This is a genomic window from Streptococcus uberis, assembly GCF_900475595.1.
Lineage (GTDB): Bacteria > Bacillota > Bacilli > Lactobacillales > Streptococcaceae > Streptococcus > Streptococcus uberis.
On record NZ_LS483397.1, the window covers coordinates 227,955 to 252,338 of the forward strand.

At 36.2% G+C, this 24,384-nt stretch carries 25 protein-coding genes; 19 read left to right on the plus strand and 6 right to left on the minus strand.

Features of this window, described 5'->3' with window-relative positions:
• Positions 1–30: 30 nt before the first annotated feature.
• A complete protein-coding gene (locus DQM95_RS01370; RefSeq protein ID WP_111685907.1) occupies positions 31–960 on the plus strand; it encodes a CPBP family intramembrane glutamic endopeptidase in 930 nt (309 codons plus the stop codon).
• Between the two features lie 12 nt (positions 961–972).
• On the opposite strand, the gene DQM95_RS01375 is transcribed toward DQM95_RS01370, so the two are convergent.
• Entirely contained in the window at positions 973–1,443 is a 471-nt protein-coding gene (locus DQM95_RS01375) for a GNAT family N-acetyltransferase (protein ID WP_012657730.1), read from the minus strand.
• Positions 1,444–1,787: 344 nt separating this feature from the next.
• On the opposite strand from DQM95_RS01375, the gene DQM95_RS01380 reads away from it, so the two are divergent.
• The 10 genes from DQM95_RS01380 to DQM95_RS01425 all read left to right on the plus strand — a co-directional run bounded on the left by DQM95_RS01380 (position 1,788) and on the right by DQM95_RS01425 (position 10,104).
• A complete protein-coding gene (locus tag DQM95_RS01380; RefSeq protein WP_037592857.1) occupies positions 1,788–2,588 on the plus strand; it encodes a Cof-type HAD-IIB family hydrolase in 801 nt (266 codons plus the stop codon).
• A 102-nt stretch (positions 2,589–2,690) separates the two neighbouring features.
• Positions 2,691–3,659, plus strand: a complete 969-nt coding sequence (locus DQM95_RS01385) for a substrate-binding domain-containing protein (RefSeq protein WP_037592856.1) — start codon at positions 2,691–2,693, stop codon at positions 3,657–3,659.
• 2 nt (positions 3,660–3,661) lie between these two features.
• The gene (locus DQM95_RS01390) at positions 3,662–4,996 is read left to right on the plus strand and encodes a sensor histidine kinase (RefSeq protein WP_037592855.1); all 1,335 of its coding nucleotides are present in this window, start codon (positions 3,662–3,664) and stop codon (positions 4,994–4,996) included.
• Positions 4,974–5,654, plus strand: a complete 681-nt coding sequence (locus DQM95_RS01395) for a response regulator transcription factor (RefSeq protein ID WP_012657734.1) — start codon at positions 4,974–4,976, stop codon at positions 5,652–5,654. Before DQM95_RS01390 ends, DQM95_RS01395 begins: the two co-directional genes overlap by 23 nt.
• Positions 5,647–6,951, plus strand: a complete 1,305-nt coding sequence (locus tag DQM95_RS01400; protein WP_037592854.1) for an extracellular solute-binding protein — start codon at positions 5,647–5,649, stop codon at positions 6,949–6,951. Before DQM95_RS01395 ends, DQM95_RS01400 begins: the two co-directional genes overlap by 8 nt.
• Positions 6,952–7,097: 146 nt before the next feature.
• Positions 7,098–7,535, plus strand: a complete 438-nt coding sequence (locus DQM95_RS01405; RefSeq protein ID WP_037592853.1) for a PTS sugar transporter subunit IIA — start codon at positions 7,098–7,100, stop codon at positions 7,533–7,535.
• A 22-nt stretch (positions 7,536–7,557) separates the two neighbouring features.
• Complete coding sequence (locus DQM95_RS01410) at positions 7,558–8,052, plus strand: PTS system mannose/fructose/N-acetylgalactosamine-transporter subunit IIB (protein ID WP_037592852.1); 495 nt, start codon at positions 7,558–7,560, stop codon at positions 8,050–8,052.
• Between the two features lie 18 nt (positions 8,053–8,070).
• Positions 8,071–8,928 carry a PTS mannose/fructose/sorbose/N-acetylgalactosamine transporter subunit IIC gene (locus tag DQM95_RS01415; protein ID WP_012657738.1) on the plus strand — a complete coding sequence of 286 codons (858 nt, stop codon included), beginning with the start codon at positions 8,071–8,073 and terminating at the stop codon, positions 8,926–8,928.
• Position 8,929: 1 nt separating this feature from the next.
• Positions 8,930–9,763, plus strand: coding sequence for a PTS system mannose/fructose/sorbose family transporter subunit IID (locus DQM95_RS01420; protein WP_012657739.1), 834 nt, complete (start codon positions 8,930–8,932; stop codon positions 9,761–9,763).
• 23 nt (positions 9,764–9,786) lie between these two features.
• Positions 9,787–10,104, plus strand: coding sequence for a hypothetical protein (locus DQM95_RS01425; RefSeq protein ID WP_012657740.1), 318 nt, complete (start codon positions 9,787–9,789; stop codon positions 10,102–10,104).
• An 86-nt stretch (positions 10,105–10,190) separates the two neighbouring features.
• Here the strand turns inward: DQM95_RS01425 and DQM95_RS01430 are convergent, their stop codons facing one another.
• The 3 genes from DQM95_RS01430 to DQM95_RS01440 all read right to left on the minus strand — a co-directional run bounded on the left by DQM95_RS01430 (position 10,191) and on the right by DQM95_RS01440 (position 12,951).
• The gene (locus DQM95_RS01430; RefSeq protein WP_037592851.1) at positions 10,191–10,793 is read right to left on the minus strand and encodes a hypothetical protein; all 603 of its coding nucleotides are present in this window, start codon (positions 10,791–10,793) and stop codon (positions 10,191–10,193) included.
• Positions 10,794–10,894: 101 nt separating this feature from the next.
• Positions 10,895–12,265 carry a sensor histidine kinase gene (locus DQM95_RS01435; RefSeq protein ID WP_037592850.1) on the minus strand — a complete coding sequence of 457 codons (1,371 nt, stop codon included), beginning with the start codon at positions 12,263–12,265 and terminating at the stop codon, positions 10,895–10,897.
• Positions 12,262–12,951: a response regulator transcription factor gene (locus tag DQM95_RS01440; protein ID WP_037592849.1), complete on the minus strand. Its 690-nt coding sequence runs from the start codon at positions 12,949–12,951 to the stop codon at positions 12,262–12,264. Before DQM95_RS01440 ends, DQM95_RS01435 begins: the two co-directional genes overlap by 4 nt.
• 305 nt (positions 12,952–13,256) lie before the next feature.
• On the opposite strand from DQM95_RS01440, the gene DQM95_RS01445 reads away from it, so the two are divergent.
• The 8 genes from DQM95_RS01445 to DQM95_RS01480 all read left to right on the plus strand — a co-directional run bounded on the left by DQM95_RS01445 (position 13,257) and on the right by DQM95_RS01480 (position 22,572).
• Positions 13,257–15,110 (plus strand): BglG family transcription antiterminator, encoded by a 1,854-nt coding sequence (locus DQM95_RS01445; protein ID WP_037592848.1) that lies wholly within the window; start codon positions 13,257–13,259, stop codon positions 15,108–15,110.
• Positions 15,111–15,284: 174 nt separating this feature from the next.
• Positions 15,285–15,605, plus strand: a complete 321-nt coding sequence (locus DQM95_RS01450) for a PTS sugar transporter subunit IIB (RefSeq protein WP_012657746.1) — start codon at positions 15,285–15,287, stop codon at positions 15,603–15,605.
• 11 nt (positions 15,606–15,616) lie between these two features.
• Positions 15,617–15,925: a PTS lactose/cellobiose transporter subunit IIA gene (locus tag DQM95_RS01455; protein WP_012657747.1), complete on the plus strand. Its 309-nt coding sequence runs from the start codon at positions 15,617–15,619 to the stop codon at positions 15,923–15,925.
• Positions 15,926–15,943: 18 nt separating this feature from the next.
• Complete coding sequence (locus DQM95_RS01460; protein ID WP_037592847.1) at positions 15,944–17,254, plus strand: PTS sugar transporter subunit IIC; 1,311 nt, start codon at positions 15,944–15,946, stop codon at positions 17,252–17,254.
• An 8-nt stretch (positions 17,255–17,262) separates the two neighbouring features.
• Positions 17,263–18,663, plus strand: a complete 1,401-nt coding sequence (locus tag DQM95_RS01465; protein WP_111685908.1) for a glycoside hydrolase family 1 protein — start codon at positions 17,263–17,265, stop codon at positions 18,661–18,663.
• Between the two features lie 120 nt (positions 18,664–18,783).
• Entirely contained in the window at positions 18,784–19,686 is a 903-nt protein-coding gene (gnd, locus tag DQM95_RS01470) for a phosphogluconate dehydrogenase (NAD(+)-dependent, decarboxylating) (RefSeq protein WP_012657750.1), read from the plus strand.
• 11 nt (positions 19,687–19,697) lie between these two features.
• A complete protein-coding gene (gene ascB / locus DQM95_RS01475; protein WP_037592845.1) occupies positions 19,698–21,125 on the plus strand; it encodes a 6-phospho-beta-glucosidase in 1,428 nt (475 codons plus the stop codon).
• Positions 21,126–21,135: 10 nt separating this feature from the next.
• Positions 21,136–22,572 carry a gluconokinase gene (locus DQM95_RS01480; RefSeq protein WP_111685909.1) on the plus strand — a complete coding sequence of 479 codons (1,437 nt, stop codon included), beginning with the start codon at positions 21,136–21,138 and terminating at the stop codon, positions 22,570–22,572.
• A gap of 50 nt (positions 22,573–22,622) precedes the next feature.
• Here the strand turns inward: DQM95_RS01480 and DQM95_RS01485 are convergent, their stop codons facing one another.
• Both DQM95_RS01485 and DQM95_RS01490 read right to left on the minus strand, forming a co-directional pair.
• Positions 22,623–23,678, minus strand: coding sequence for a HAMP domain-containing sensor histidine kinase (locus DQM95_RS01485; RefSeq protein ID WP_037592844.1), 1,056 nt, complete (start codon positions 23,676–23,678; stop codon positions 22,623–22,625).
• Positions 23,671–24,354, minus strand: coding sequence for a response regulator transcription factor (locus DQM95_RS01490; protein WP_037592842.1), 684 nt, complete (start codon positions 24,352–24,354; stop codon positions 23,671–23,673). The genes DQM95_RS01485 and DQM95_RS01490 overlap by 8 nt, the downstream gene beginning before the upstream one ends.
• Positions 24,355–24,384: the final 30 nt, after the last annotated feature.

A 24,384-nucleotide genomic window follows, 5' to 3' on the forward strand; every position in this document is an offset into this window, starting at 1 on the left:
AAGTGATAAAAAAGCAAGGAGATGATTTTCATGCAAAAACGGATTTTAGAAATGCCTACAAAAAGGTATCAGAAATTGCCTGCTTGGCTAATGATTCTACTAGCTTGTGGAATGGTGCAAGGCTTTATGCTTGTTGGTGGCCTATTAGCAGGGATGGTTTTTCTTCTCTTTATTCTCTTTATGATTATCCTTAGAGCTGGTGATACATCCATTCTGAGTCATCTGTCTAGCATGATGAACGGCTTGTATTTTCAATTAGCTTGTTTCGCTTTCTTTAGCTTGACAGTCATGGCCTGGGTCAAATGGTATGAAAGACGGCCTCTTCTTAGTCTTGGTTTTTACAAAGACAAATGGTTTTTTGAAATTCTAAAAGGTTGGCTGATTGGGACCCTTTTATTTGCTTTAAGTGTTGGTTTGTCCTATCTATTAGGAGGTTTAGCCTTTAAAGGATTTGATTTTTCTCCTAAAACCTTATGTTATGTGATTGGCATTATTCCGTTGTGGTTCATTCAGGGGGGGACGGAGGAACTCTTGACCAGAGGATGGTTACTTCCTCTGATTGCAAAACGAAGTCAATTAGCAACAGCTATTATCATTTCGAGCAGTCTTTTTGGAATGATGCATTTAGCTAATGACCATGTGACCGTTCTATCAGTCGTCAGTATTATACTTGTCGGTATTTTTATGGCTCTCTATATGCTTAAAACAGATAACATTTGGGGAGTTGCTGGTATTCATGGGGCTTGGAATTTCACTCAAGGAAATCTATGTGGCTTAGCTGTCAGTGGCCAAGCTTCTGGTCCGTCGATTCTGCAGTTCGACTCTAAAGTTGGCGCTCCAGAATGGCTTTCAGGCGGAGCTTTTGGGACAGAAGGTAGTCTGGTAGCAAGCTTGGTATTATTGTTTGGTATTCTCATTTTGGCTTGGCAATTTAAAAGGGAATATTCTGGAAAAAAATAAAAAGCGGGAAACTTATTTCACCGCTTTGATCATGGTATAGGCTGGGTAGCGTTCTCCGTCAATTAGTTTACCTTCTGTGAAGCCACATTTGTGGTACATCTCTTTTGCTATGGTATTGGGGTGATCGACTAGGAGGGTAATATAGTCGATATGGGGGAATTCTTTTTTGAGGAATTGAGGCAATGCGAGTAGAGCTGATTTGGCATACCCTCGATGCAAATGTCGCTTATCTGTTACAAAAGAACGGACATAAATGCTATTTGGTAGATCAAAGTCCTTCTCGAACTCGCTATGTTCTTGCAAGACAAAGAAGACGACGCAGTCACCATCATTATTGAAACCTAAGATTGGCTTACGACTAGGAACTTTTTCACTTAAGGGAATGTTATCTTGAGGAGATCGGACAAATAAGAGTTGTTCCCTTGTTACCTGAAAGTCTTCAATGTCTTGTTTAAATTGGGGTTGGTAGTGTTTTAGCTTCATCGGGATTACCTTTCATCTTCATGATTTTTTTATAGTATAACAAAAATTGTTAGAGGATATGGGATTGATAATTGATATGTAAAAAATCTTCCCTGGAAAAATAAACTATCCTTCTAAGGTATATATAAAACGACATAAGAAATAGTCTTTAATGAAAGGCTTTTTTGTCTTTAACAGGAAATTATTCCATTGTTGCTGCTTTTTCAGGGGTCAAAGAATTAAACTATTTGAGATAGCTAGTCAATATTCACAATTACCTGTCATCAAAAAATAGGTTAAGAAATGACATTCATCACTAGGAAGCAACTGTTTATCGTGTTAAACTCAGAATAAAAGGAGTTTTTATGGTTAGCATTATTTTTTCTGATATAGATGGTACCCTACTTAATGATCAGCATGAAGTTAGTTCTCGAACGAAGACAGCCATTAAGGAATGTTTGAGTAAAGGGATTTTATTTGTTCCGGTTTCTGCTAGAATGCCAGAAGCAATTAAGCCAATAACCTGTTCATTTTTGCCTGAAATACCTATCATTTCATATAATGGGGCATTTGTCCAAGATAAGACGGGCTATCCAATTAGCTCCTCACCAATGCCTTTTGATGTAGCTTTATCAATTTGTTCTACTGTTGAGGAGCAATTTAATGATATTGTCTGGAATATTTATAGCGGTGCAGAGTGGATTTCTCAAGATAGAGACAATAAGTGGGTAAAACGCGAGGAAGAGATTGTTTCTGTTACATCAATACAGATGGCCTTAGAAACTATTAGTCACTCCTTGACAATTCATAAGCTTTTATTAATGGGGGAGCCAGGTAGTATTGTAAAGGCAGAGCGCCTTTTTAAAGAAAACTATTCAGATTTATCAATTGCTCAGTCCTATCCATATTATTTAGAAATAATGGCAAGTGGGATAACAAAAGGCAAGGCTGTTACAGAATTAGCTACTAGTTATGGAGTAGAATTGGGAGATACGATTGCATTTGGTGATAACTTTAATGATTTGGATATGTTACAGACAGTTGGTAAAGGTTATGTCATGGGGAATGCTCCTACGGATCTTAAAAGTTTAATCGGGAATGTCACGACTGATAATAATCACGATGGTATAGCAGAAGTGCTTGAAAGAACGATCCTAACTTTATAGAATGGGTCTTAAAAGTAATTAATCTAAATTGGAGTTCTACTAGATAAGGTATTTTAAAAATGCTATACTCTTAACATCGTAATGATAAGGTAAGGTGACTAGATGAGACATTGGCTACAAAAATTTTCACTTTTTCTCATATTGTTAATGACAAGTTTATTGCTAATTGTTTATCTGATTGATCAACGTATCGAAAACTTAACCAAGCAAAGATTGTCTGTTGGAACAACTTATATGACCATGAATAACCCTTTTTATCAGGTTATTAATGCAGAAATTGAAAAAGAGATTACTGAAAAAGGAGGTATTGTCTATACTAGAGACTCTTCCCTTAATAGTGCTAAACAGGTTGAACAATTACATTATTTTATCAAAACAGGTGTTGATGTTATTGTGATTAATCCTGTGAAAAGTAAGGATAGAAATATCAAAAAAGCTGTTGAAGAAGCTGAACAAAAAGGAATCAAGGTAATTGTTATTGATAGTCAATTGTCAAAAGATGTGAAGGTAACATCTACTATTGTGTCAGACAATTACCATGCAGGAGAACTTCTGGCCAAAGATTTAATGTCCAAGAAGACAGCTGCTAGGATATTATTATTGGAGCATAAGGATGCTGTTTCTGGTGAACAAAGAATAAAGGGTTTTCTTGACACCATATCAGCTCAAAGACAATTTAAAGTCATGACGAAACTGGAGAGTTTAGGTCAAACAGAAATCGCTATGCCTGCGGTTGAAAAAATCATACAGTCTCAAAAAGATTTTGATGTGATAATGGCTTTAAATGATCAAGCTGCCATTGGTGCAGTTGCAGCCCTTGATAAACAAAAAGTTGATCATCCTATCTTAGTTTATGGAGTAGACGGTTCGCCGGATATGAAAAATCTGTTGGCTACCACATCTGATGTGACAGCAACGGTGTCACAGTCCCCGCTAAAGATGGGGAATCAAACGGCAAGGATTGCCATTAAAGTCGCTAATGGTGAGAGTGTTCCATCAAAAGTGACTGTTCCTGTCAAAATTATCACTAAAAAAAACATACAGGATTTTGATACGAAAGGGTGGCAATAATCATGAGGGGAATCAAACTGGTTCAGTTCAGTAAGTATAGTTTGTTACTTATCAATTTTCTGGCCGTTATTTTTTATGCTTCTGTTTTTCTTTTTGCCACTCAATTTATTTCAACTCAAAACGAAAGCCATGCTTTACTCGAGCAATTAAATGCGGTTCCTTATAAGCCAGAACTAATTTTTACAGTGACGGTAGTTCTCTTTTTTACTCTCATGACAATAATTGTTTTTAGAGATTATTCTAAGTCTTATAAAAACAGAGATTCAATTGATCAGTTGCTGTTGGCAGAGTTAATTGTTGCTTTAGGTTTATTAGTTAGTTTGCATTTTTCTTATAATGGTTTTTTATTACTAGTCTTTGCAGATGTCTTTTTTCACTTCAAAGATATGTATAATCTTATTGAAAAACGTTATTGGTTATTTTTCTTAATTCTCAGTTTTGGCTTACTTCTGTTAACTGATGCAAATGTCCTATCAACGTTCCTTCCTCTACCAGATATTAACACCTATATTAATTTTTTTCCTATTTATTTACGGATAGTGCTCATTTTTGTCAAAAACTTTTTGACCTCCTTAAACTTAATCGTTTTTATCATATCCTTAATTTTTTATATCATGAATGCTATTACAGAGAAACATAATTTAGAAGAAGAAGTGAGAATGGTTTCTCAGGTAAATGTTGAATTGAATAACTACGTTGCATTGACAGAAAAAATTACAGAAGATAGAGAACGTAAACGTATTTCTCGTGAGATTCATGACACTTTAGGACATGCTTTAACTGGGATATCTGCTGGAATCGATGCGGTTAAAGTCTTGATTGACATTGATCCTAAAAAAGCAAAAAACCAACTGGTTAGTGTCTCAAATGTTGTTCGAGAAGGAATTGTAGATGTTAGACGATCCTTAAAAAAACTGAGACCAGATGCCTTAGAAAGCAGAACCTTGCAAGATGCATTGAATAAAATTATCAATGATTATCAAGAAATTTCTCAAATTCAAATTGACTTTCATTATGACTGGCAAACAGCAGATTTGAGTGTGGCAGTTGAAGATATTATATTTAGGGTTATTCAAGAATCTATTACCAATTCATTACGACATGGACATGCTTCTAAAATTGACATCACCATGTCAGAAAATAATGACTATACCATTACAATCAAAGATAATGGAATTGGTGCAAAAGAATTTTCGCTTGGTTATGGGTTAATGCAAATGAGAGAACGCCTAGCTATAATCGGGGCACAGGTGACTTTTAATGGTGAAGATGGGTTTGAAACTTTCATTACCATACCAAAGACTAGGAGTAATTATGATAAAAGTAATGATAGCTGATGATCAGGAATTAATTAGGGAATCGTTGAAAATCGTTCTTTCGACACATAAAGATATTGTTGTGACCGCGTCTGTTTCAGATGGTTTTCAAGTGCTTGAAGCATTGGAAAAAGAATTACCTGATGTCATCTTAATGGATATTCGGATGCCCAAAATGGATGGCGTGGTTTGTACAAAAGAGGTAAAAAAACGCTATCCCACTATTAAAATTATTATCTTAACCACCTTTGATGATGATGAATTTATTTTTTCTGCCCTTAAATATGGGGCTTCAGGATATTTGCTTAAGGGAGTTTCAATGGAGGAGCTACATCAAGCGATTCAAACAGTCTTTAACGGTGGGGCTATGATTAATCCGGATATCGCGATTAAGGTATTTAAGGCGTTTTCAGAACTCCCAACGCTGAATAACACCATTAAAGTTTTTGAAGATGAAGTTGAGTCACTTTCAAAAGCAGAATGGAAGATTATCCAACAAGTGGGATTTGGCCTATCCAATAGGGAAATTGCTCAAAAACTCTTTCTTTCAGAAGGGACCGTCAGAAATTATTTATCGAATGTGTTGGCTAAACTACAGTTGCGTGATAGAACTCAGTTAGCGATTTGGTCCGTACAAACAGGTGTAACAGTCAGAGAAATTGAGGATGATGATGATTAAGTTTGAATCAAAAAAGGGCCAAAAACTTTTTCTATTTGGTCTGATAATGTGTTTTTGTTTTTATTTCCTGACACACCAAAAAGCGGAAACGGTTATCACTTTAGGAATACATGAAGGATCAAGTTGGGATGTTCCTCAGGGGCAAGATAATCATGTCTTAGATGATATTATAAAAAATTTTGAAAAGAAGCATCCAGGTGTTAAAGTTGTTTATGATAGCGGTATACGTAAAAGTGATTACTCGGATTGGTTAGCTGATAAAATTGTGACAGGGAAACAACCTGACGTGTTCATGGTTCCAGAGAAGGATTTTAACTTGTTTGCAACAAATGGGGTCCTCTATCGTTTAGATAAACTAATAAAAAAAGATATTAAACCTAATCAATTTTATTCTGTATCCTATCGTTCAGGAAGTTTTAGAAATTCACAGTATGCTCTTCCTTTCGAAAGTAATCCGATGATGATGTGTATTAATAAAGACCTTTTAAACCAGTCTGGATTTGATATTCCAAATCAAAATTGGACAATGGAAGATTTTTATACTATCGTTAAATCAACGACAAAAGATACCGATGGGGATAATCAAATTGATCAGTTTGGGATTGTAGATTATGACTGGTCGTATGGAATGTCTGCATTTGGGAATGCTATTTTCACCAACGATGGAAGTCACGTGAGACTAAATACCAGTCGCACAAAACAAGCCATGCATTTGATTACAAATTTGAATAGTTTATCAGGTTCTTATCAGGTTAGTACTCAAGATTTTGATAAAGGAAAAGTTGTCTTTAGACCAATGACTATGGCTGAGTATCGAACTTACAAACCCTACCCTTATCATGTTGCTAAGTATTCTAGCTTTGAATGGACATGTGTACCAATGCCTAAAGAAAAAGGATTGCATCAAACTTCTCAGGTTGATACCTCCTTATTTGCCATTTCAAAAAGAAATAAGAATGTGAAACTTTCTTGGGAACTGCTCAAATCACTTACCTATGATAAAAGATCACAACAAGAACTTGTGAAACAATCACAAGGGGTTTCTGTATTAAAAGATGTTATGAAATCATCTACAACCAAAAAAATCCTGCAAGAAGATAATTTTGGTAGTAATTCATTGAGGGTTGAAACCTTAGATCGGATTTTAAAAGACGGTGCAGAAAAACCCAAATTCAAACTATACAATAAGTTAAATGAGGAAGCTGATTATCTTATTTCTCAGTCTCTGAAACATGATACTATTGATCTCGATTTGGCTTCCATTGAGAAAAAATTAATTGAGAGTTTAAGACAATAAGAGCTAGTAGAAAATCTACTAGTTTTTTTTGATGACAATTGTCACTTAAGTGATGACATTTATCACTTTCTTTTGATGACAAATGACAATGGGCTAGAAATCAATAAAAGACTATACTGAAGTCACTAAATAAAGGAGATGGATCCATGAAATACTTAATACTTGTCAGTCATGGTGATTTTGCAATTGGTTTAAAAAACACATTAGCCATGTTTGTTGAAGAAAAAAGCAATCAGGTGATGGCATTTGGCTTAAAAGTCGGTGCCTCAGTTGAGACTTTCGCTGAAGATTTCCGAAATCAAATCAAGGATTTGACAGTAAATGATGACATTATTTTACTTGCTGATATTGTTGGCGGAAGTCCTTTGACGACAGCCCTAGAGGTTTTGAGCGATCGAAATCTTTTAGGACAAGTTACAGTTCTTGGGGGTATGAATTTACCTATGGCGGTAACTTCACTCTTAATGAAAGATGAGTTAGAGGGAGCAGCTTTTGTTGAAACTGTTCTATTTGAAGCTCGAAATGGTTTACAAGAATTTCAATTACAAGGGTTTGATTCTGATGAATTGGAAGAAGACATTTAAGGAAAAAAGGAAGAGGTAAAAAATGACAGTAACATTTGTTCGTATTGACGACCGTATGATTCACGGTCAGACAGTTACACGCTGGGCAAAGGAATACCCCTGTGATGGTTTAATTGCCGTAAATGATGCAGCAGCAACAAATAAAGTACTTACTCAGGCCTACAAAGGTGCCTCAGATAAAAAAACATTTGTTTGGTCTGTTGATGATTTTTCTAAAAAATCACAAAAAGTTTTAGATTCAGATACACGTTATTTTGTGATTACCAAAAATCCCATTGACATGAAAAAACTATTGGTAGATCAAGGATTTGTTCCAGGAAATATTAAAGAGATTATTATCGGTCCTGCAAATGACCGTCCGGGTGCCATTAAATTGGGAAACAACCAGTCTATTACTAAAGATGAAGCAGCAGCGATAGAAGAGATTGAAGCATTAGGTTATCGCGTTAAATTCCAATTGTTACCAGATGTTTCGATCGGTTACTGGTCTGATTTCAAAAATAAATTTGGTTATTAAAAAATAAGGAGATAAATGATGACAATATCATGGTTTCAAGCTGTTTTGTTGGGTATATTTGCTAGTTTAGCATCTATGCCAGGTATGGGTGGCTCAAGTATCGGTAATTATACTTTGGGTCGTCCACTTGTTGGTGGACTCGTTTGTGGCCTAATTCTCGGAGATTTAAAATTAGGAATTGTCTGTGGTGTCGCTATGCAATTGGTTTATATTGCCCTTGTAACTCCAGGTGGTACAGTATCTGCAGATGTTCGTGCCGTTTCTTATATTGGGATTCCCTTAGCAATGGTTGCCATTACCGCACAAGGCATCTCGGTAGGATCTGCTTCTGCGGCTGACTTGGCTAAATCAATGGGAACCTTAGTTGGTACAGTTGGTACGGTATTATTTTATGGGACAGCAACTCTTAATTTGGCTTGGCAACACATTGGTTGGAAAGCTGTTGAGGAAGGCAATTTTAAAAAATTGTATATGGTAGACTGGGGACTTCCATGGATTTCACACTTTGTTTTCTCTTTTTTACCAACACTAATCATGTGTAAATTAGGTGCTTCAGCAGTTACAGCTCTTCAATCTGCATTACCAATGGATGGTATTGCGATGAAAACACTCTTTACCGTAGGTGCATTGCTTCCATGTGTTGGGATTGCTATTTTGTTGAAACAATTAGTAGAAAAGGTTACTGATTTTATTCCATTTTTTGTAGGTTTTACTCTAGCTGCTTCTCTTGGCCTCAATCTTGTAGCCAGTGCTGTCATTTCGCTCATTTTTGCTTTGCTATTTTACGAAATTGACATGGCAAAATTAAAAGTTGCTTCACGTGCGGTGACAGATGCTACAGATTTAGATGATTTTGAGGAAGAGGAGGATATTTAAAATGGTTGAAATCAAGAAAATTTCTAAAAAAACGTTAACAAAGTCTTTCCATCACTGGTATTATGGACATTTAACATGTTTTTCACAAGAACACATGCAAACTTTTGGTTATTTAACCTCAATGCTTCCTATTATCGAAGAGCTTTATAATGATAAGGAATCACAAAAAAAGGCGATGCAAACTTACACAGCTTTCTTTAATACGGAACCTCAATTAGGAACCATTGTTGTTGGGGTTACAGCTGGTTTGGAAGAAGCGCGTGCAAATGGAGAATCAGTTGATGATGAAGCCATTAATGGTATGCGAGCAGGACTTATGGGACCAATTGCCGGTATTGGTGATTCACTCATTGTTGGAACTTTGATTCCAGTTTTATTGGGTATTGCACTAGGACTTTCTACGGATGGTTCACCAGTTGGGGCTATTTTCTATATCATTGTATGGAACTTATTAGCTTACTTTGGAATGAAATTTGCCTACTTTAAAGGTTATGAGTTGGGAGATAAGGCTGTTGAATTTCTTGTTGGCCCTCAAGGAATAGCTATTCGAAAGGCAATTGGAATTGTTGGAGGTATGGTTATTGGGGCAGTTGCGGCAACCTGGGTTTCTGTTAAAACCTCCTTCCAATTAGGAAGTGCCAAACACCCTTATCTTGTTTTGCAAAATCAATTAGATGCTGTTTATCCAGGTTTACTGACTGCTATTTTTATCGTATTTTGTTGGTGGTTAATGGCTAAGAAGAACATGTCCCCTATAAAAGTTATGCTTTTATTAGTTGTAATTGCTTTTGTCGGTGTATTGGTTGGTTTCTTCAATCCAGGTCTATCCTATTAAAATCATTCGTTAGAGGTGTTAATATGCTTAGTAAAGAAATTGTTGAAGGGTATGAGACTGAGATTTCATATCAAAAACATATGATTGAAAATTTAGGTAGGTGGTTATCCCTATTTCTTTTAATCTCCAGTATAGGGATTGTTTGGCTCTATTTTTTCTATCAGACAAGTATTTTCTTACAAGCAATTGGGTATTTCTTGCTATTTCTTGGAATTTTTGGGATGTCTATTTTTGGCTATGGGATTTATAAAGGGAAAAAGAATCTTCAAACTATTATTTTTCACTTTGAACAAAAAATAAAATATGCCAATACCTCAAAAGACCGAATGCTTAAAAATTGACTAGGAATGCGTATGTAGGTATACAAAAAAGCCTTCTTAAAAGGCTTTTTTGCTTTTGTCATGAGAAAAAGAAGTTAAGTTTTGGATTAATCTGCTTCCATTCCTGTTTGCATATAGTAAGCTGCCAAGATATCTTTGGTAATCCCGTGTTTTTCATAAATTTTATCAGCTTGCTGAGTTAGGATAGCCAGTTTTGCGTTGTATTGAGCTGTCTCTTGATCAAGGAGTAAGTCATTTTCTTTTAATTTTTTTTGCAATACCTCATCTTTATTAAAGTAGTCCTTTAATAGCTCTTTTTCAGAAGGTGAGAGAGTTGTCTCACTAATTAAATTGAGTGCTTCTTCTTTAGTATTCCAGATACGATTGCCAATTTTCTGATAAAACTTTTCTAATAGAGTTTCATTAAGATTTTCCAGTTGTTGAATTTCTGTTGTAATAGCTATTTCAGCAGGTTTAAAGCGGCTTGCCTTAATTTTTTCTATATTCATTTGAATACTATCCATTTCTTTGTATAATGGCTCTGCCTCTTTGTCAGCAATAGCTAACTGACCATCAATGGTTTTAATATTGACTGATGAGGATGACTCAGGATCTTGTGCATAGACTTTAGAATATTGAGTTGCTGAAAAGGTAGCAAGTGATAAAAGGGTCAAAAGTGATAAAGATGTTATTTTTTTGTAGTTTGCCATAAAGGTGACCACCTTTCTTTTATTAGGATAGCTTTAGTATAAGACAAGTGGACATTTAATTCCTCGCAATTTTGCGGAAATCGTGTGGCAATTTTGTGGCATTAAAAAGAAATGATGAACTGCGTTTCCTCGGGGTGACTGGTAACTTTTACTTTACCCTGATGTTGTTGAACAATCTCTTTAACCAGTGATAGTCCTATTCCGGTTTGCCCTTTTTCGCCTTTATAGAAGCGATCAAAAATGTAAGGAAGATCTTTTTCAGCAATTGGCGGTCCATCATTTGCTATGATGATGTGATGGTCACAAGCCCTAATGATGATATAGTTTTCAGCATAACGTAGGGCATTGCTTAGGATATTTGAGATAGCTTTTTCTAATAAATCGCTATTTCCAGTAATCATCAATTGGAAGTCATCATAATCTTGAATTAGTTGTAAATCTTTTTGCATGATGACGGGTTTAATATAAGAGACTGATTCTTGTAGGACATCATAAAGGGAAACAGCTTGCTTGTGGGCTTGCTTTTTACTATCTAAGCGAGATAGGAGCATGATGTCATCGACCAAGGTTTTCATTTTTTGGCTTTCTTCCAAGATGATCTGATAGGCTGATGACTCATCAAGGATGCCTGCTTGTAATCCTTCTGTATAACCTTGAATAGACATAAGGGGAGTTCGTAATTCATGTGATGCGTTTTGGAAGAAGGTTAATTGGCTTTTTTCGGCTTGTCGGATGCGCTCAGCCATTTCCTTGCTTTCTTGCAATAAGGGGTCAAAATCAGAAAAAATAATCCTCTCTTTTTTTGTTGATTTTTGATTATTCTCTCGCCATAAATGAGAAATATAATCCTGAACACTATGAATGGATTTTTGAATTCCTTTAAAGGTTCTTTGCATGATAAGGAACATGCAAAAAAAGATAATAATGAGTATTAGAAAAAGGAATAGATTGATTTGATCGATTAATTTCTGAGTATTGGTTATATCCGAAAAATTAATGACATGAAAGGGTTGTGAATTCCCATTTTTGGCTTTAAAAATGAAATCGTCTTCTAGTTTTCCATGATAATCTTTAACCATCACATAGTAGGTCTTGCCCTTCCAGGGGACAAATAACCCGTTTCGGGGACTAGCTTGAGACCAGAGATGATGCCTATTAAGGTAGGATACAATTGCATTGCTAATTTTTTTCTGATCTGAATTAGTGTATTTTAACTGATAATCTTTATCATAGATAGCATAGTTGGCCCAAACATAGATACTATCCTTTTTAGCAACTTGGTTGTCGGGAATGGGTTTGTGCTCATAAATACTATCAATAATGGTAAAGTTACCCTGTATAGCATTTGCTGTCATTTGTTGAACATAACGGCGAGCCACTTGATTAACAGAGAAAAAAATTAAGCAGAAGCCTAGAAAAAGGGTCAGACTATTGATAATAAAAAGTTGATTAATTAAATGTTTACGTTTCATAACTCTTCTACACTCAATTTAAAACCATATCCCCAAACGGTTTCAATGATGACAGGACTGTGGTGAGCCTTCAGTTTTTTTCGGAGTCGTTTGATGGTATCGTCAACAGCTCGACTTTCAATATCTTCAAAGCCCCAAATGCGATTTAATAATTCGTCCCGTGGAAAGGCTGTTTCGGGCTTTTGAATCAATACCGATAACAAATCAAACTCCGTTTTTGTGAGAGCTAGTTCTTTATCATCTAAAAGGCAGAGCCGTCTGTCAAGATTTAATGAAAGGCCTTTATATTGGAACAGTGTGCTTTGCTCAAGGGGAGTGGAAACTGTTCTTTTGAGGAGGGCTTTAACATGCAAGACTAATTTGATAGGAGAAAAGGGTTTGGTAAAGTAGTCATCACTACCTGCTTGAAAAGCTGTAATAAAATCAGCATCGGAATCCCGTGCGGTTAGCATAATAATTGGAAGTTGATCTCCCCTTTGCCGGATTTTTTTCATAATGGTTAAGCCGTCACTTCCAGGCATCATAATGTCTAAAATAATCAAATCGGGTTGGTTTATGAGGTATTCTTGATAAAGTAAATCCCCATTCTCAAAGGCTTTAACCTTAAAACCATCATGTTCTAAAAAGGGAATTAATAAGTCTCGAATATTCTTTTCATCATCGGCTAAATAAATAAGTTGCGTCATATATTCTCCTATAGCAACAAATGAGACAAGACTCTCATTTGTAAAATACTGTCTACCTAAATATAACAAAATCTCCCCTTTTTTTCTTGCAGAAATTGAGGCAAAGTTGTGGCAATTGGTTTTTTCTTGAAAGTTGAAGATTTTGGAAATGTGAAAGAATTTCCAAGAGAGTCAAAGATTTTTCTCTTTAAATTTGCAAACGCTTTATTGCTTAAATGGAAAAACATGGTTATAATTATAGAAAGTTTAATAATTTAACCCCTAAATTGATCAAGCATGTTATACAAATGATAAGAAAGAGTGCTATGGAAGAAAAATATTTTGAAATATTAGAATTATTATCGGAAGATTCTTATTGCTCTTCTGTTAAGCTTTCTGAGAAATTGGGAATCAGTGAAAAAACGGCTAGAACGCGTATCAAAGAACTCAATCATCAATTAGTAACATTTGGAGCCACTATTACATCCAAGAGAGGCTTGGGCTATAGTCTTGTAGTGACTGATCAAAAACAGTTTTTGGAGTCTGTAAATCGGTCAAGTAAGAATCGATCGGATGGTGATGTCCAAGATGAACTCTTTAGATTTCTATTGGATATGGAGGATTATCAAACCATTGATGATATCTCAGCTCAGTTATATATCTCCAGAAGTGTACTCACCAACCATTTAAAAAAAATTGAGACCTTGCTAAAACTTTATGATTTATCCATTGACCGTAAGCCACATTACGGTATCAAAATTATTGGAAGTGAAGCTAATAAAAGAACCTGTATTCAAACCAATAACTTATATCCACTTGATGATAGGGATTTGATTAGAAAATTAATGGATTACATCATAGTTGGTAACCAAAAATATCAGGTTTACATGTCTGAAGTTGCCATGGAAGCCTTAATCAACTATATTATGATCTCAATTTCTCGAATTAAACATCATTTTCCCATTGAACAGATTAAAACTGACCGTCAGGAAATTAGCCAAGCTAGTCAGAAAATTATTAGTGATTATATCAATTTCATTTTTAAAGAAACAAAAGTTTATTTTAATCAATATGAAAGAGATTATTTGGCTTTGCAGTTTACATCAAAATTAGCATCGAATTCCCTAAGTAAATTTGGTCCTAATTTTATTATCAGTTCACAAATTGATCAGCTTACATTTGAGATGTTAGACAGGGTTTATAAGCTTTTAAATCTTGATTTTAGAAATAATTTAGAACTGCGTATGGCCCTAAGTCAGCATTTAGTGCCAATGGATATTCGACTGCGCTACAATATCATGTTAGAAAATCCATTATCAGAACAAATACAAAAGGAATACCCTTTTCCTTATACCATTGCCAGCACAGCAGTGACAGTTCTAAATGAGTTTTATCAAAAAGATATTTCTCAGGGGGAAATGGCTTATATTGCTCTTATTTTTGCATTAGCAACTGAAAAAAGAAATCGAGACATTGCGAAGAAAAACATCCTATTGGTATGTATTTCAGGAACAAGTAGTTCCCAACTATTTAAATATAAGTATCTTCAAGCTTTTGGAGATTATATTAATAAGGTTTATGAATCATCCGTTTCAGATTTAGATTTCTTTGATTTCAAAGGTAATCACATTGATTATATTTTTACAACAGTTCCCTTAAGTAAAAAATACCCTATACCGATTTATGAAATTAATCTCTTTATTGATACAAATGATATTTTGACTTATAAACAGTTCTTTGAAGAAGGGGAGAAGAACTACCTTTTAGATTATTATTCCACTAATCTCTTTCTTCCACATTTAAAAGCAAGTACAAAAGAGGATGCCTTAAAACAAATGTGTCAACATATTTCCCGTTATGGAATAACACCTGATAGATTTTATGAGGCAGTTCTTCAAAGGGAAAGCTTAGGTCAAACCGCCTTTGGCGATATCGCCCTACCCCATCCTTATAAAGTTCTAACGGAAAAATCATTCGTTTGTGTTGCCATTTTAGAAGAGCCGATTTTTTGGGAAACAAAAGAGATTCAAGTCATTTTTTTAATGTCCATTGGAAAAGAGAAAGCTGATTCTTTAGAAGAATTTTACAAGACTACTAGTAATATTATGTTCAACGAGGAGGCTGTCAAAGCGTTAATTGAGACCCCTACCTTTGAAAATCTATTACAACAATTAAAATAGAACCGAAACCAACACCCTTTCTTTATTGACTGAATAAGGTTTTCAGAAGATGAATGTAAAGGTGTTGTTTTTTTGTGCTCTTTTTACCGTTATGCAACGGTAAAAAAAATAATGGTAGTTTCAATACAGATAACTTATGATTAACATGTAAAAACATTTGAAAGGACTATTATTATGAGTCAAGAAAAAATTTTATTAGTATGTTCAGCTGGAATGAGCACGAGTTTACTAGTGACCAAGATGAAAGATTATATCAATGCATCGGGTCTCGATTATGAGGTTAATGCTGTCGCATCTTCCGAAGCTTTAGATTATGCTGTGGAAAATAAAGTTAACGTTATTCTCCTCGGTCCACAGGTACGCTTTATGGAAGGTCAATTTAAAAAAGCACTTGCGGAATACAATATTCCAATTGATTTAATTTCACCTGTAAATTATGGAAGTATGAACGGTGCTAATGTTGTGAAACAGGCTCAAGAGTTGATGTCTAAATAAAAGGTGACTAGATGGAACAAAAAGATTTAGAAACCTCAATGAATTTAATCATCCATGCTGGGAATGCAAAATCCTCCGCCATGGAAGCTATTAGCTTAATTAAAGAAGGTAAGGCAGAAGAATGTGCTTTGAAAATGAAGGAAGCCGATCAGGAAATTGCGGAAGCTCATAAGGCTCAGACACAATTACTGACAAAAGAGGCTAATGGCGAGGTAACGCCATTCTCCTTATTACTGGTTCATAGTCAAGACCACTTAATGACTGCTATTACCTTTCTTGATTTAGCAAGGGAAGTTATTGACATTTACAAACACTTATAATTTTTTCAGGAGACGAAAATGGGAAATAAATTTTTAGACAAAATGACCACTGTTCTTGGCGGCTTTGCCAACTGGGTCAATTCTTTAAGATATATCATTGTTATTAAAAATGCCTTTGCTGCTTTGATTCCAGTAATCATTACCGGGGCTTTCGGGACATTGTTCTCTGCAATGGTATTTAATGCTGAAACAGGTTTAGCAAGATTTGAAGCTTTGCGATTCTTGGCAGACTTGCAACCAATCTCATCAGCAATCAGTTATGTAACTTTGAGCTTTTTAACCATCTATGTTGTTTTCTTAATGGGTATTGAGCTTTCAAAACTAAACAACCAAAATACTGTTTTTGCAGGTATCGTAGCTGTAATGAGTTACTTATCTGTTAACCCAACCGTTTTTGAATTTATCACAGAAACACAAAAATCTGTCATGGTTTCAAATGCCTTGGCAAAACAATATACTGATACAAAAGGTCTTTTCTTGGGAATGATTGTTGCTGTTCTTTCCATTGAATTATACTGCTGGTTAGCTCGTCAAGATAAACTCCAAATCAAAATGCCTGATACAGTACCGCCGAGTGTTGCCAAAAGTTTTTCAGCATTATTCCCAACTGTCATAACTGTTGCAACCATTGCTACTGGTGGATTTATTGTCAAATCAATCACTGGTTTATACGCTTATGACATCATCTATAATATCGTTCAAAAACCTCTAGAAGGTGTCGTTCAAGGTCTACCTGGAATTTTATTACTTGTCTTTGTCGCTCAAGTTTTCTGGGTTATTGGTATTCATGGAAATCAAATGGTAAAACCAATCCGCGAACCATTGTTATTAGCTGCAATTGCTGTCAACACAGAAGCCTTCCAAGCAGGTAAAGAACTTCCAAACATCATTACTATGCCTTTCTGGGATATGTACATGAGTATGGGGGGATCAGGTGTCACAATTGGTTTATTAGTATCAATCTTCTTAGTTGGTAAACGTGATGACATGAAAGAAATTACCAAACTTTCAATTGGTCCAAGTATTTTCAATATTAATGAGCCAGTTATCTTTGGTATGCCTATCATGCTTAATCCAATCCTAGCAATTCCATTTATCATCACACCATTAGTTACTGGTACCATTGGTTATTTCGCAACAGCAATGGGATTTGCAGCTAAAGCTGTTGTTATGGTTCCTTGGCCAACACCACCATTAATCAATGGTTACCTTGCAACCGCAGGAAACTGGGGAGCTGTAGCAACTCAAGCAGTATGTATTCTCGTTTCAATTCTTATTTATCTACCATTTGTAAAAATTGCAAATAGAGAACAATTAGCACAACAATAGGATTAAAAATGAAAATAAGGATTCCAGAAAATTTTATTCTTGGGGCTGCCGCATCAGCTTGGCAAACAGAAGGCTGGGTCGGTAAAAAGCCTGGCCAGGATTCATTTCTAGACAAATGGTATCAGGAAGAACCCTTTGTTTGGCATGCTGGTCAGGGTCCCAACATTGCGACAAATTTTATGGAGAAATATCAAGATGATATTGCATTAATGTCTGAAATTGGGATTACACACTACCGTACGTCCATTAATTGGTCTCGATTCTTTCTAGACTATGAAGAACTCGTTGTGGATGAAGATTATGCAATGCATATTGATAAGGTCATTGATGGATTATTAGCTTATAATGTTCAACCTATTATTTGTATGGAACATTATGAGTTGCCATATGCCCTCATGGAAAAATATGATGGTTGGTCAAGTAAAACAGTTGTTGAATTATTTGTAAACTATGCAGACATATTATTTGAGCGATATGGTGACAGAGTCCATCAGTGGGTGACCTTTAACGAGCCAATTGTGACGCAAACAAGGTGTTATTTGGATGCCATTCGTTGGCCACATGAACGTAACTCGAAAAAATGGATGTTATGGAATTATCATAAAACATTAGCAACTGCAAAAGTTGTTAAGCTTTTCCATGAGAAAGGTTTTGCTGGCCGTGTTGGATGTATTATCAATCCAGAAATGGTTTATCCCAGATCATCCTCAACGGAAGATTTAGAAGCTGCTCGCCTCTATGACTTGTTTTACAACAGGGTCTTCTTGGATCCAATGATTAAAGGATCCTACTCAGATGAATTCTTGCAGCTTTGCAAAGAAAATGATATTTATTTTAACCCAAGTCAAGAAGAACTAGCACTGATTTCAGAAAATACCCTTGATTTTGTAGGTTTAAATCAATATTATCCCAAAAGGGTCAAGTCGCAACGCTTTGAATGGCGAAAAGGTGAACCATTTCATCCGGAGAAATATGTCGAAGACTTTCAACTCCCAGGTCGACAAATGAATCAGTCCAGAGGTTGGGAAATGTATCCTAAAATCATGTATGATCTTTCCTTATATATGATGGAATATTATCCTGAAATTCCGTGGTTTATTGCTGAAAACGGGATGGGACAGGAAAATGAATCTCGATATATAGATGACTCGGGGATCATTAACGATGACTACCGCATTGATTTTATTGCAAAGCATCTTTATTATCTCTTAAAGGGAATTGAAGAAGGATCAAAATGTGAAGGTTATATGTTGTGGGCATTCACTGATTGTGTTTCTCCAATGAATGCCTTTAAGAACCGCTATGGTTTGGTATCTATTGATTTAGAACATAACAGAGAAAGACGCATGAAAAAATCAGCATTTTGGTTCAAATCCTTAATTGAAAATCACTCATTTGATATCAAATGATCGGATGAAACCATTTTGATAGACTGTTATCCAGTCATTACAAAAAATGACATGTTATATAGTAATCAAATTGCGCACATCCTGTTGAGCGCAATTTGTTTTTGAAATAGAAAAAGGTGAATGATGTTTGGAATTATCGGATTAGGAAAAATGGGATTAAATTTATCCTTTAATGGCGTTGATCATGGACAAGAAATGGTTGTCTATGATATCAACCAAGAAGCTGTCGCTACAGCTGCGCAATACTCTGAAAAAATTACGCCAGCAACAAGTGTTGACGAGCTTATCAGTAAATTGCCAAGTCCACGAATTGTTTGGGTGATGTTGCCTTCAGGTGATATCACAAATACCATGATTGATTATTTAATCAACCATCTGTCCCATAAAGACATCATTATTGATGGCGGTAATTCAAATTACAAGGACAATTTAAAACAGGCTGAAGTTGCTAAAGCAGCTGGCATTAACTATTTTGACGTCGGCACATCAGGTGGCATGTCAGGTGCTCGAAATGGTGCCAACTTTATGATTGGTGGAGATGAAGAAGCTTGGCCACTTGTTGAACCGATTATTGCAGCACTTGCTCAAGAAGATGGCTACCTCTTTACAGGTAAAGTTGGTAGTGGTCACTATTTGAAAATGATTCATAATGGGATTGAGTATGGTATGATGCAAGCCATCGCCGAAGGTTTTGAAATTTTAGATGCAAGTCCATATGATTACGATTTTGAAAAAGTGGCTAAACTTTGGAACCATGGATCTGTTATTAGAAGTTGGTTAATGGAGTTAGCTGAGCAAGAATTTGCGAAAGACCCTCATTTGGATAAGATTCAAGGACGCGTTCAAGCATCTGGTGAAGGTAAATGGACAGTTGAAGAGAGTTTAGATTTAGAAGTACCAGCTCCAGTTATTGCCCTTTCATTAATGATGCGTAATCGTTCCTTACAAGATGATACCGTGACAGGGAAAGTTCTTGCAGCTTTAAGAAATGGCTTTGGTGGTCATGATGTCACACGCAAATAGTAGGTGGACCTATGAAAGAAAATGATACATTTCCTAAAGATTTTCTCTTCGGTGGTGCCATAGCTGCCAATCAAGCAGAAGGAGCATGGAAAGAAGGTGGCCGAGGAGAAAGTAACATTGACTATATTCCTCATGGTAATGACCGCATGACAGTTAAATTAGGTTATCAACCAAATCCAATCCTCGATGATCAGCATTACTATCCTAGTCACACCGGTATTGACTTCTACCATAAATATGATCAAGACTTTGATCTACTTGAAGAACTTGGTTTGGATATTTTCCGAACATCGATTTCTTGGAGTAGGCTTTATCCAAATGGGGATGAGAGTCAACCTAATCCAGAAGGCATAGCCTTTTATAAACAGCTATTTGAATCCTGTCGTAATCACCATATGAAATTATTAGTGACTCTTGCTCATTTTGACATTCCAATGGGGTTGGTTCGAGGCTATGGTTCATGGAGAAATAAGAAAGTTATTGACTTTTATGTCAGATTTGCAGAAACATGCTTTAAAGAATTTGGTGACTATGTGGATTATTGGATTACCTTTAATGAAATCAATATCGTCATCCACAGTCCATTTTCTGGAGCAGGTTTGGCTATTCAAGAAAATGAAAACAGAGATCAAGTTCTCTTTCAAGCTGCCCACCACATGCTTTTAGCCAGTTCATTAGCGGTGAAATCCTTCAAGACACTTTGTTCTAATGGTCAAATCGGTTGTATGATTGCCGGAGGCAGTTTCTACCCTTACTCTTGTGCCCCAGATGATGTATGGCAAGCCATGATGGATGACAGATTAAACACTTTCTTTGTTGATGTTCAGGTAAATGGTCGATACCCATTCTACTTTAAAAATATTCTGAAAGAAAAAAATATCAGTTTGGAAGTGACTCCTGAAGAAGCCGAGATATTGAAATCGACTGTTGATTTTGTGGCTTTCAGTTATTATTCTTCAAGAACATCGATAGGTGATACCAGTAAGGTTGAAATGAATAGTGGGAATGTGGTTAAATCAGTCAAAAATCCTTACCTCAAACAGAGTGATTGGGGATGGGCTATTGATCCTAAAGGTCTCCGAATTACCATTAACAACCTCTATGAAAAATATAAAAAACCATTATTTATTGTTGAAAATGGTTTTGGAGCACAAGATGTTTTAGAGGAAGATAATGCCATTCATGATCCTTATCGCATTTCATATATGAATGAGCATTTAAAAGAAGTTGCAAATGCACTTGATGACAATATTCCTTTAATTGGATATATCTCTTGGGGCATTTTAGACTTGGTTTCAGCTTCAACTGGTGAAATGAAAAAACGATACGGTGTCATTTATGTTGATAAGGATGATGCTGGAAACGGAAGCTTTGCACGATATAAAAAAGATTCTTACTATTGGTATCAAAAGGTCATTGCAAACCGAAAATTAACCTAGAAAGAACAAAATGATGAATTATATTTTAGGCATAGATATTGGAACGACAGCTACTAAAGGTATTCTTTATAAAAGTGATGGACAAGCCATTTCTAGTCATAGCAGATCTAATCAATTGTTACGTGGAACAGATGGGCAGGCAGAACAAGATCCCAATGCAATTTATCAGGGAATTGTAGAACTTATTCAGGAAGTCACTGCTCGTTTGACTCCTGAAGATTGTCTTGATGCGGTGGCTTTCAGTTGTCAAATGCATTCATTGATTCTTTTAGATGACAATTGGTCTCTGTTGACGCCATCTATAACTTGGGCTGATACTAGGGCGCAATCCTATGCGGAGGCTATTAAGGACTCAGAAGTGGGGCAGAAATTTATGGGCACTTCTGGGACGCCAATACACCCAATGAGTTGGCTAGCTAAAATGAAGTATTTCAAAGTTGAAGAACCACAGTTAATAGCTAAAACCGCTCATTTAATGGGGATAAAGGATTACGTGTTTTATCAATTTTTTGGTGTTAATCTAACTGATATTTCAAGTGCGACGGGAACTGGTCTGGTTAATCTTGAATTATCTGATTGGGATCAAGGCATTTTAGACTATCTTGGTCTGTCAAACCAATTATTACCAGAAATTAAGGATTCCATAGATTATATTGAAGGCATTCCACAGGTACTACATGGCCTTAATGGAATAACAGATAAGACTCGCTTTATCTTTGGGGCAGGTGATGGCCCTATGGCAAATTTGGGAATTGGTAAAATGCCGGAACATGCAGCTGTTATCACAGTAGGCACCTCATCAGCCGTCCGTTTTATGTCTAAGGATTTACAGGTTGAAGAAAATGGAAGCCTCTTTACCTATGCCGTCAAAAAAGGCCTTTGGGTTATTGGGGGACCAAGTAATTCAGGAGGAAACATCTTAGAGTGGCTTCACAAAACTTTTTACGAAAGCCAGCCAATGGAAAGGATTTTCCAAGACATAAAAAGCGTAGAAATAGGTGCAGAAGGACTTTGTTTTCTCCCTTACTTAGGAGGTGAGAGGGCACCAATTTGGGATTCGGAAATCAGAGGTTCTTTCCATAACCTTACCTTTACCCATCAGAAAGCCCACTTTGCGTGTGCTTGTATGGAAGGACTTTTTTATAATATCAGAATGATTTTGGAGACTATTGAGGAGCACTTCCCAGTAGATACCCTTTATGTCAGCGGTGGACTCTTTCAAACGCAATTGTTTATTGAGCTCCTTGCTGATGTCACTGGAAAAGTGGTGGTTCAATCAGAAGAAAAAGAGGTAGGTTGTCGTGCCGCATTTCTGTTATCCAAAGAAGTGCTTGGTCAAGGTTTTATCAGTCAAAGCATTGAAAAAAGATACCTCCCTAACCCAACTCACTTCCAACGCTATACAAAATCTTACGAGAAAAGCTTTAAACCCTTACTCAAAAGGTAAGAAGCAAGAAAAAGAACGAAGGATAATTCCTTTGTTCTTTTTTGATGGCTTTATTGATTTGTGGGTAAAGTGATGTAAAAGCGACTTCCTTGGCCTGGGGTGCTTTCAAAATGAATGCTACCATTTAAGCTATCAATGATTTTTTTGACAATGGCGAGCCCCAAGCCATTGCCTTCTTGTGCGTGGGACTGATCTGCTTGATAAAATTGTTCAAAGATATGTCTTTGATTTTCTTTGGCAATTCCTATTCCTTTATCAGAAATAGTGACAAGAACTTTATCAGTTGCTTGCTTCACATCAACGTTTAGAAAGACCTGGTCAGAAGAGTATTTAATGGCATTGTCAATGACATTAACCCAGACTTGCATGGTCAAATCTGGATCAGTTTGACACATCACTGCTTCACTGTCGAACTCCAAGTGGATGGTTTTGTTTTTCCATTTTTCAGTCAACATAATCAGAGCTTGTCTGATTTGCTCGTCTAGGGCTACTGATTCTAACTGTGGGGAAAGGTGATTTTCTAGCTTTGTTAGGTTTAAAATGTCATCACATAAGCGGCTTAGGCGTAGACTTTCCGATTGTAAGATAGTCGTTAATTCCGTTCGGGTATCCTTTTCCAAAGAATCTGTCAGCAATAAGTCACTGATACCAACCAATGACGAAATAGGCGTCTTCAATTCGTGGGAGAGATTTGCTATGAACTGAGAACGGTGGCGGTCAGCATTTTTGATGTCTTCAGCCATTTGATTGATATTTTGCGACAGTTCATCGATTTCATTATGATAAGTGGCGCGATCCTTGGGATATGATTTGCGCACAATCTTACGGCTTAAATCTCCCTGAGAGATAGCTTTTACCGATTGGTTGAGGTCCGATAGGGGCTTTGTTAAATGGGTAGAACCGAACCACATGACTAAGGCACCAAGTATGAGAATGACGATGCTATAAATCAAGAGCCACAAGGTAAAACTGCCTGTCACATGGAGGCATTCTTTCAGAAAAACAATGGTCGCCATGCCGAATAAACTGGTTATCAAAAAAATAATCAGATAGAGTATTACAAAGTAGCGTCTTAAGGAAATTTGATAATCTTTTTTGTCAGTCATTTCGGAGACTCCCTTTATAGCCTAACCCCCGAACCGTTAGGACGTCAAAGTCAGGATTATTTTGGATTTTTTGGCGGAGCCGTTTAACACAAGCGTCGACCAAGCGTTCGTCTCGATCTTCTTCCATTCCCCAAATATCATCCAATAAGTCTAGGCGCGTAAAAATTTTCTCGGGATGACTCATTAATTTATAGAGGAGTAAAAATTCTTTTTGAGGTAATTGTAGCCGTTCATTTGAGTCTAAATAGGTTAATGTCTGGGCATCAAAATCAAGACGGGATCCTTTGAAGCTTAATTGACGATCACTTTCTAACTGAGACCTTCTTAATAAGGCTTGCACGCGTAAAGAAAGTTCAGGGAGTCGAATAGGTTTGACCAAATAATCATCAACCCCCAACTTAAAAGCAGTTTCTAAGGATTCTAATTGAGATTTTGCTGTAATCATGAGAACAGGTGTTTTGTAAAGTGTTTCTCTCAGCGTTTTGAGCAAGGAGTAGCCATCCACAATGGGCATCATAATGTCTGTAATGATGAGATCAATCTGATGGTTTTCCATGACTGAAAGGGCTTCTTGACCATTCGTAACAGAGTGGACAGTATAATGCTCTTGTTCCAATTTGGTAGTAATCATTTTATTAATAGCAAAGTCATCTTCAGCAACCAGTATGGTAAACATAGGCCTCTCCTTTCACATCATTATAACATA

Excerpts from the sequence above, each read along its gene's own strand:
- DQM95_RS01460 (WP_037592847.1), top strand. The coding sequence starts at position 15,944 with ATGGGAAATAAATTTTTAGACAAAATGACCACTGTTCTTGGCGGCTTT.
- DQM95_RS01485 (WP_037592844.1), bottom strand. The coding sequence starts at position 23,678 with ATGACTGACAAAAAAGATTATCAAATTTCCTTAAGACGCTACTTTGTA.
- DQM95_RS01465 (WP_111685908.1), top strand. The coding sequence starts at position 17,263 with ATGAAAATAAGGATTCCAGAAAATTTTATTCTTGGGGCTGCCGCATCA.
- DQM95_RS01380 (WP_037592857.1), top strand. The coding sequence starts at position 1,788 with ATGGTTAGCATTATTTTTTCTGATATAGATGGTACCCTACTTAATGAT.
- DQM95_RS01430 (WP_037592851.1), bottom strand. The coding sequence starts at position 10,793 with ATGGCAAACTACAAAAAAATAACATCTTTATCACTTTTGACCCTTTTA.
- DQM95_RS01370 (WP_111685907.1), top strand. The coding sequence starts at position 31 with ATGCAAAAACGGATTTTAGAAATGCCTACAAAAAGGTATCAGAAATTG.
- ascB (WP_037592845.1), top strand. The coding sequence starts at position 19,698 with ATGAAAGAAAATGATACATTTCCTAAAGATTTTCTCTTCGGTGGTGCC.
- DQM95_RS01410 (WP_037592852.1), top strand. The coding sequence starts at position 7,558 with ATGACAGTAACATTTGTTCGTATTGACGACCGTATGATTCACGGTCAG.
- DQM95_RS01405 (WP_037592853.1), top strand. The coding sequence starts at position 7,098 with ATGAAATACTTAATACTTGTCAGTCATGGTGATTTTGCAATTGGTTTA.
- DQM95_RS01375 (WP_012657730.1), bottom strand. The coding sequence starts at position 1,443 with ATGAAGCTAAAACACTACCAACCCCAATTTAAACAAGACATTGAAGAC.
- DQM95_RS01440 (WP_037592849.1), bottom strand. The coding sequence starts at position 12,951 with ATGACGCAACTTATTTATTTAGCCGATGATGAAAAGAATATTCGAGAC.
- DQM95_RS01455 (WP_012657747.1), top strand. The coding sequence starts at position 15,617 with ATGGAACAAAAAGATTTAGAAACCTCAATGAATTTAATCATCCATGCT.
- DQM95_RS01390 (WP_037592855.1), top strand. The coding sequence starts at position 3,662 with ATGAGGGGAATCAAACTGGTTCAGTTCAGTAAGTATAGTTTGTTACTT.
- DQM95_RS01445 (WP_037592848.1), top strand. The coding sequence starts at position 13,257 with ATGGAAGAAAAATATTTTGAAATATTAGAATTATTATCGGAAGATTCT.
- gnd (WP_012657750.1), top strand. The coding sequence starts at position 18,784 with ATGATGTTTGGAATTATCGGATTAGGAAAAATGGGATTAAATTTATCC.
- DQM95_RS01385 (WP_037592856.1), top strand. The coding sequence starts at position 2,691 with ATGAGACATTGGCTACAAAAATTTTCACTTTTTCTCATATTGTTAATG.
- DQM95_RS01450 (WP_012657746.1), top strand. The coding sequence starts at position 15,285 with ATGAGTCAAGAAAAAATTTTATTAGTATGTTCAGCTGGAATGAGCACG.
- DQM95_RS01395 (WP_012657734.1), top strand. The coding sequence starts at position 4,974 with ATGATAAAAGTAATGATAGCTGATGATCAGGAATTAATTAGGGAATCG.
- DQM95_RS01435 (WP_037592850.1), bottom strand. The coding sequence starts at position 12,265 with ATGAAACGTAAACATTTAATTAATCAACTTTTTATTATCAATAGTCTG.
- DQM95_RS01480 (WP_111685909.1), top strand. The coding sequence starts at position 21,136 with ATGATGAATTATATTTTAGGCATAGATATTGGAACGACAGCTACTAAA.
- DQM95_RS01400 (WP_037592854.1), top strand. The coding sequence starts at position 5,647 with ATGATTAAGTTTGAATCAAAAAAGGGCCAAAAACTTTTTCTATTTGGT.
- DQM95_RS01490 (WP_037592842.1), bottom strand. The coding sequence starts at position 24,354 with ATGTTTACCATACTGGTTGCTGAAGATGACTTTGCTATTAATAAAATG.
- DQM95_RS01425 (WP_012657740.1), top strand. The coding sequence starts at position 9,787 with ATGCTTAGTAAAGAAATTGTTGAAGGGTATGAGACTGAGATTTCATAT.
- DQM95_RS01415 (WP_012657738.1), top strand. The coding sequence starts at position 8,071 with ATGACAATATCATGGTTTCAAGCTGTTTTGTTGGGTATATTTGCTAGT.
- DQM95_RS01420 (WP_012657739.1), top strand. The coding sequence starts at position 8,930 with ATGGTTGAAATCAAGAAAATTTCTAAAAAAACGTTAACAAAGTCTTTC.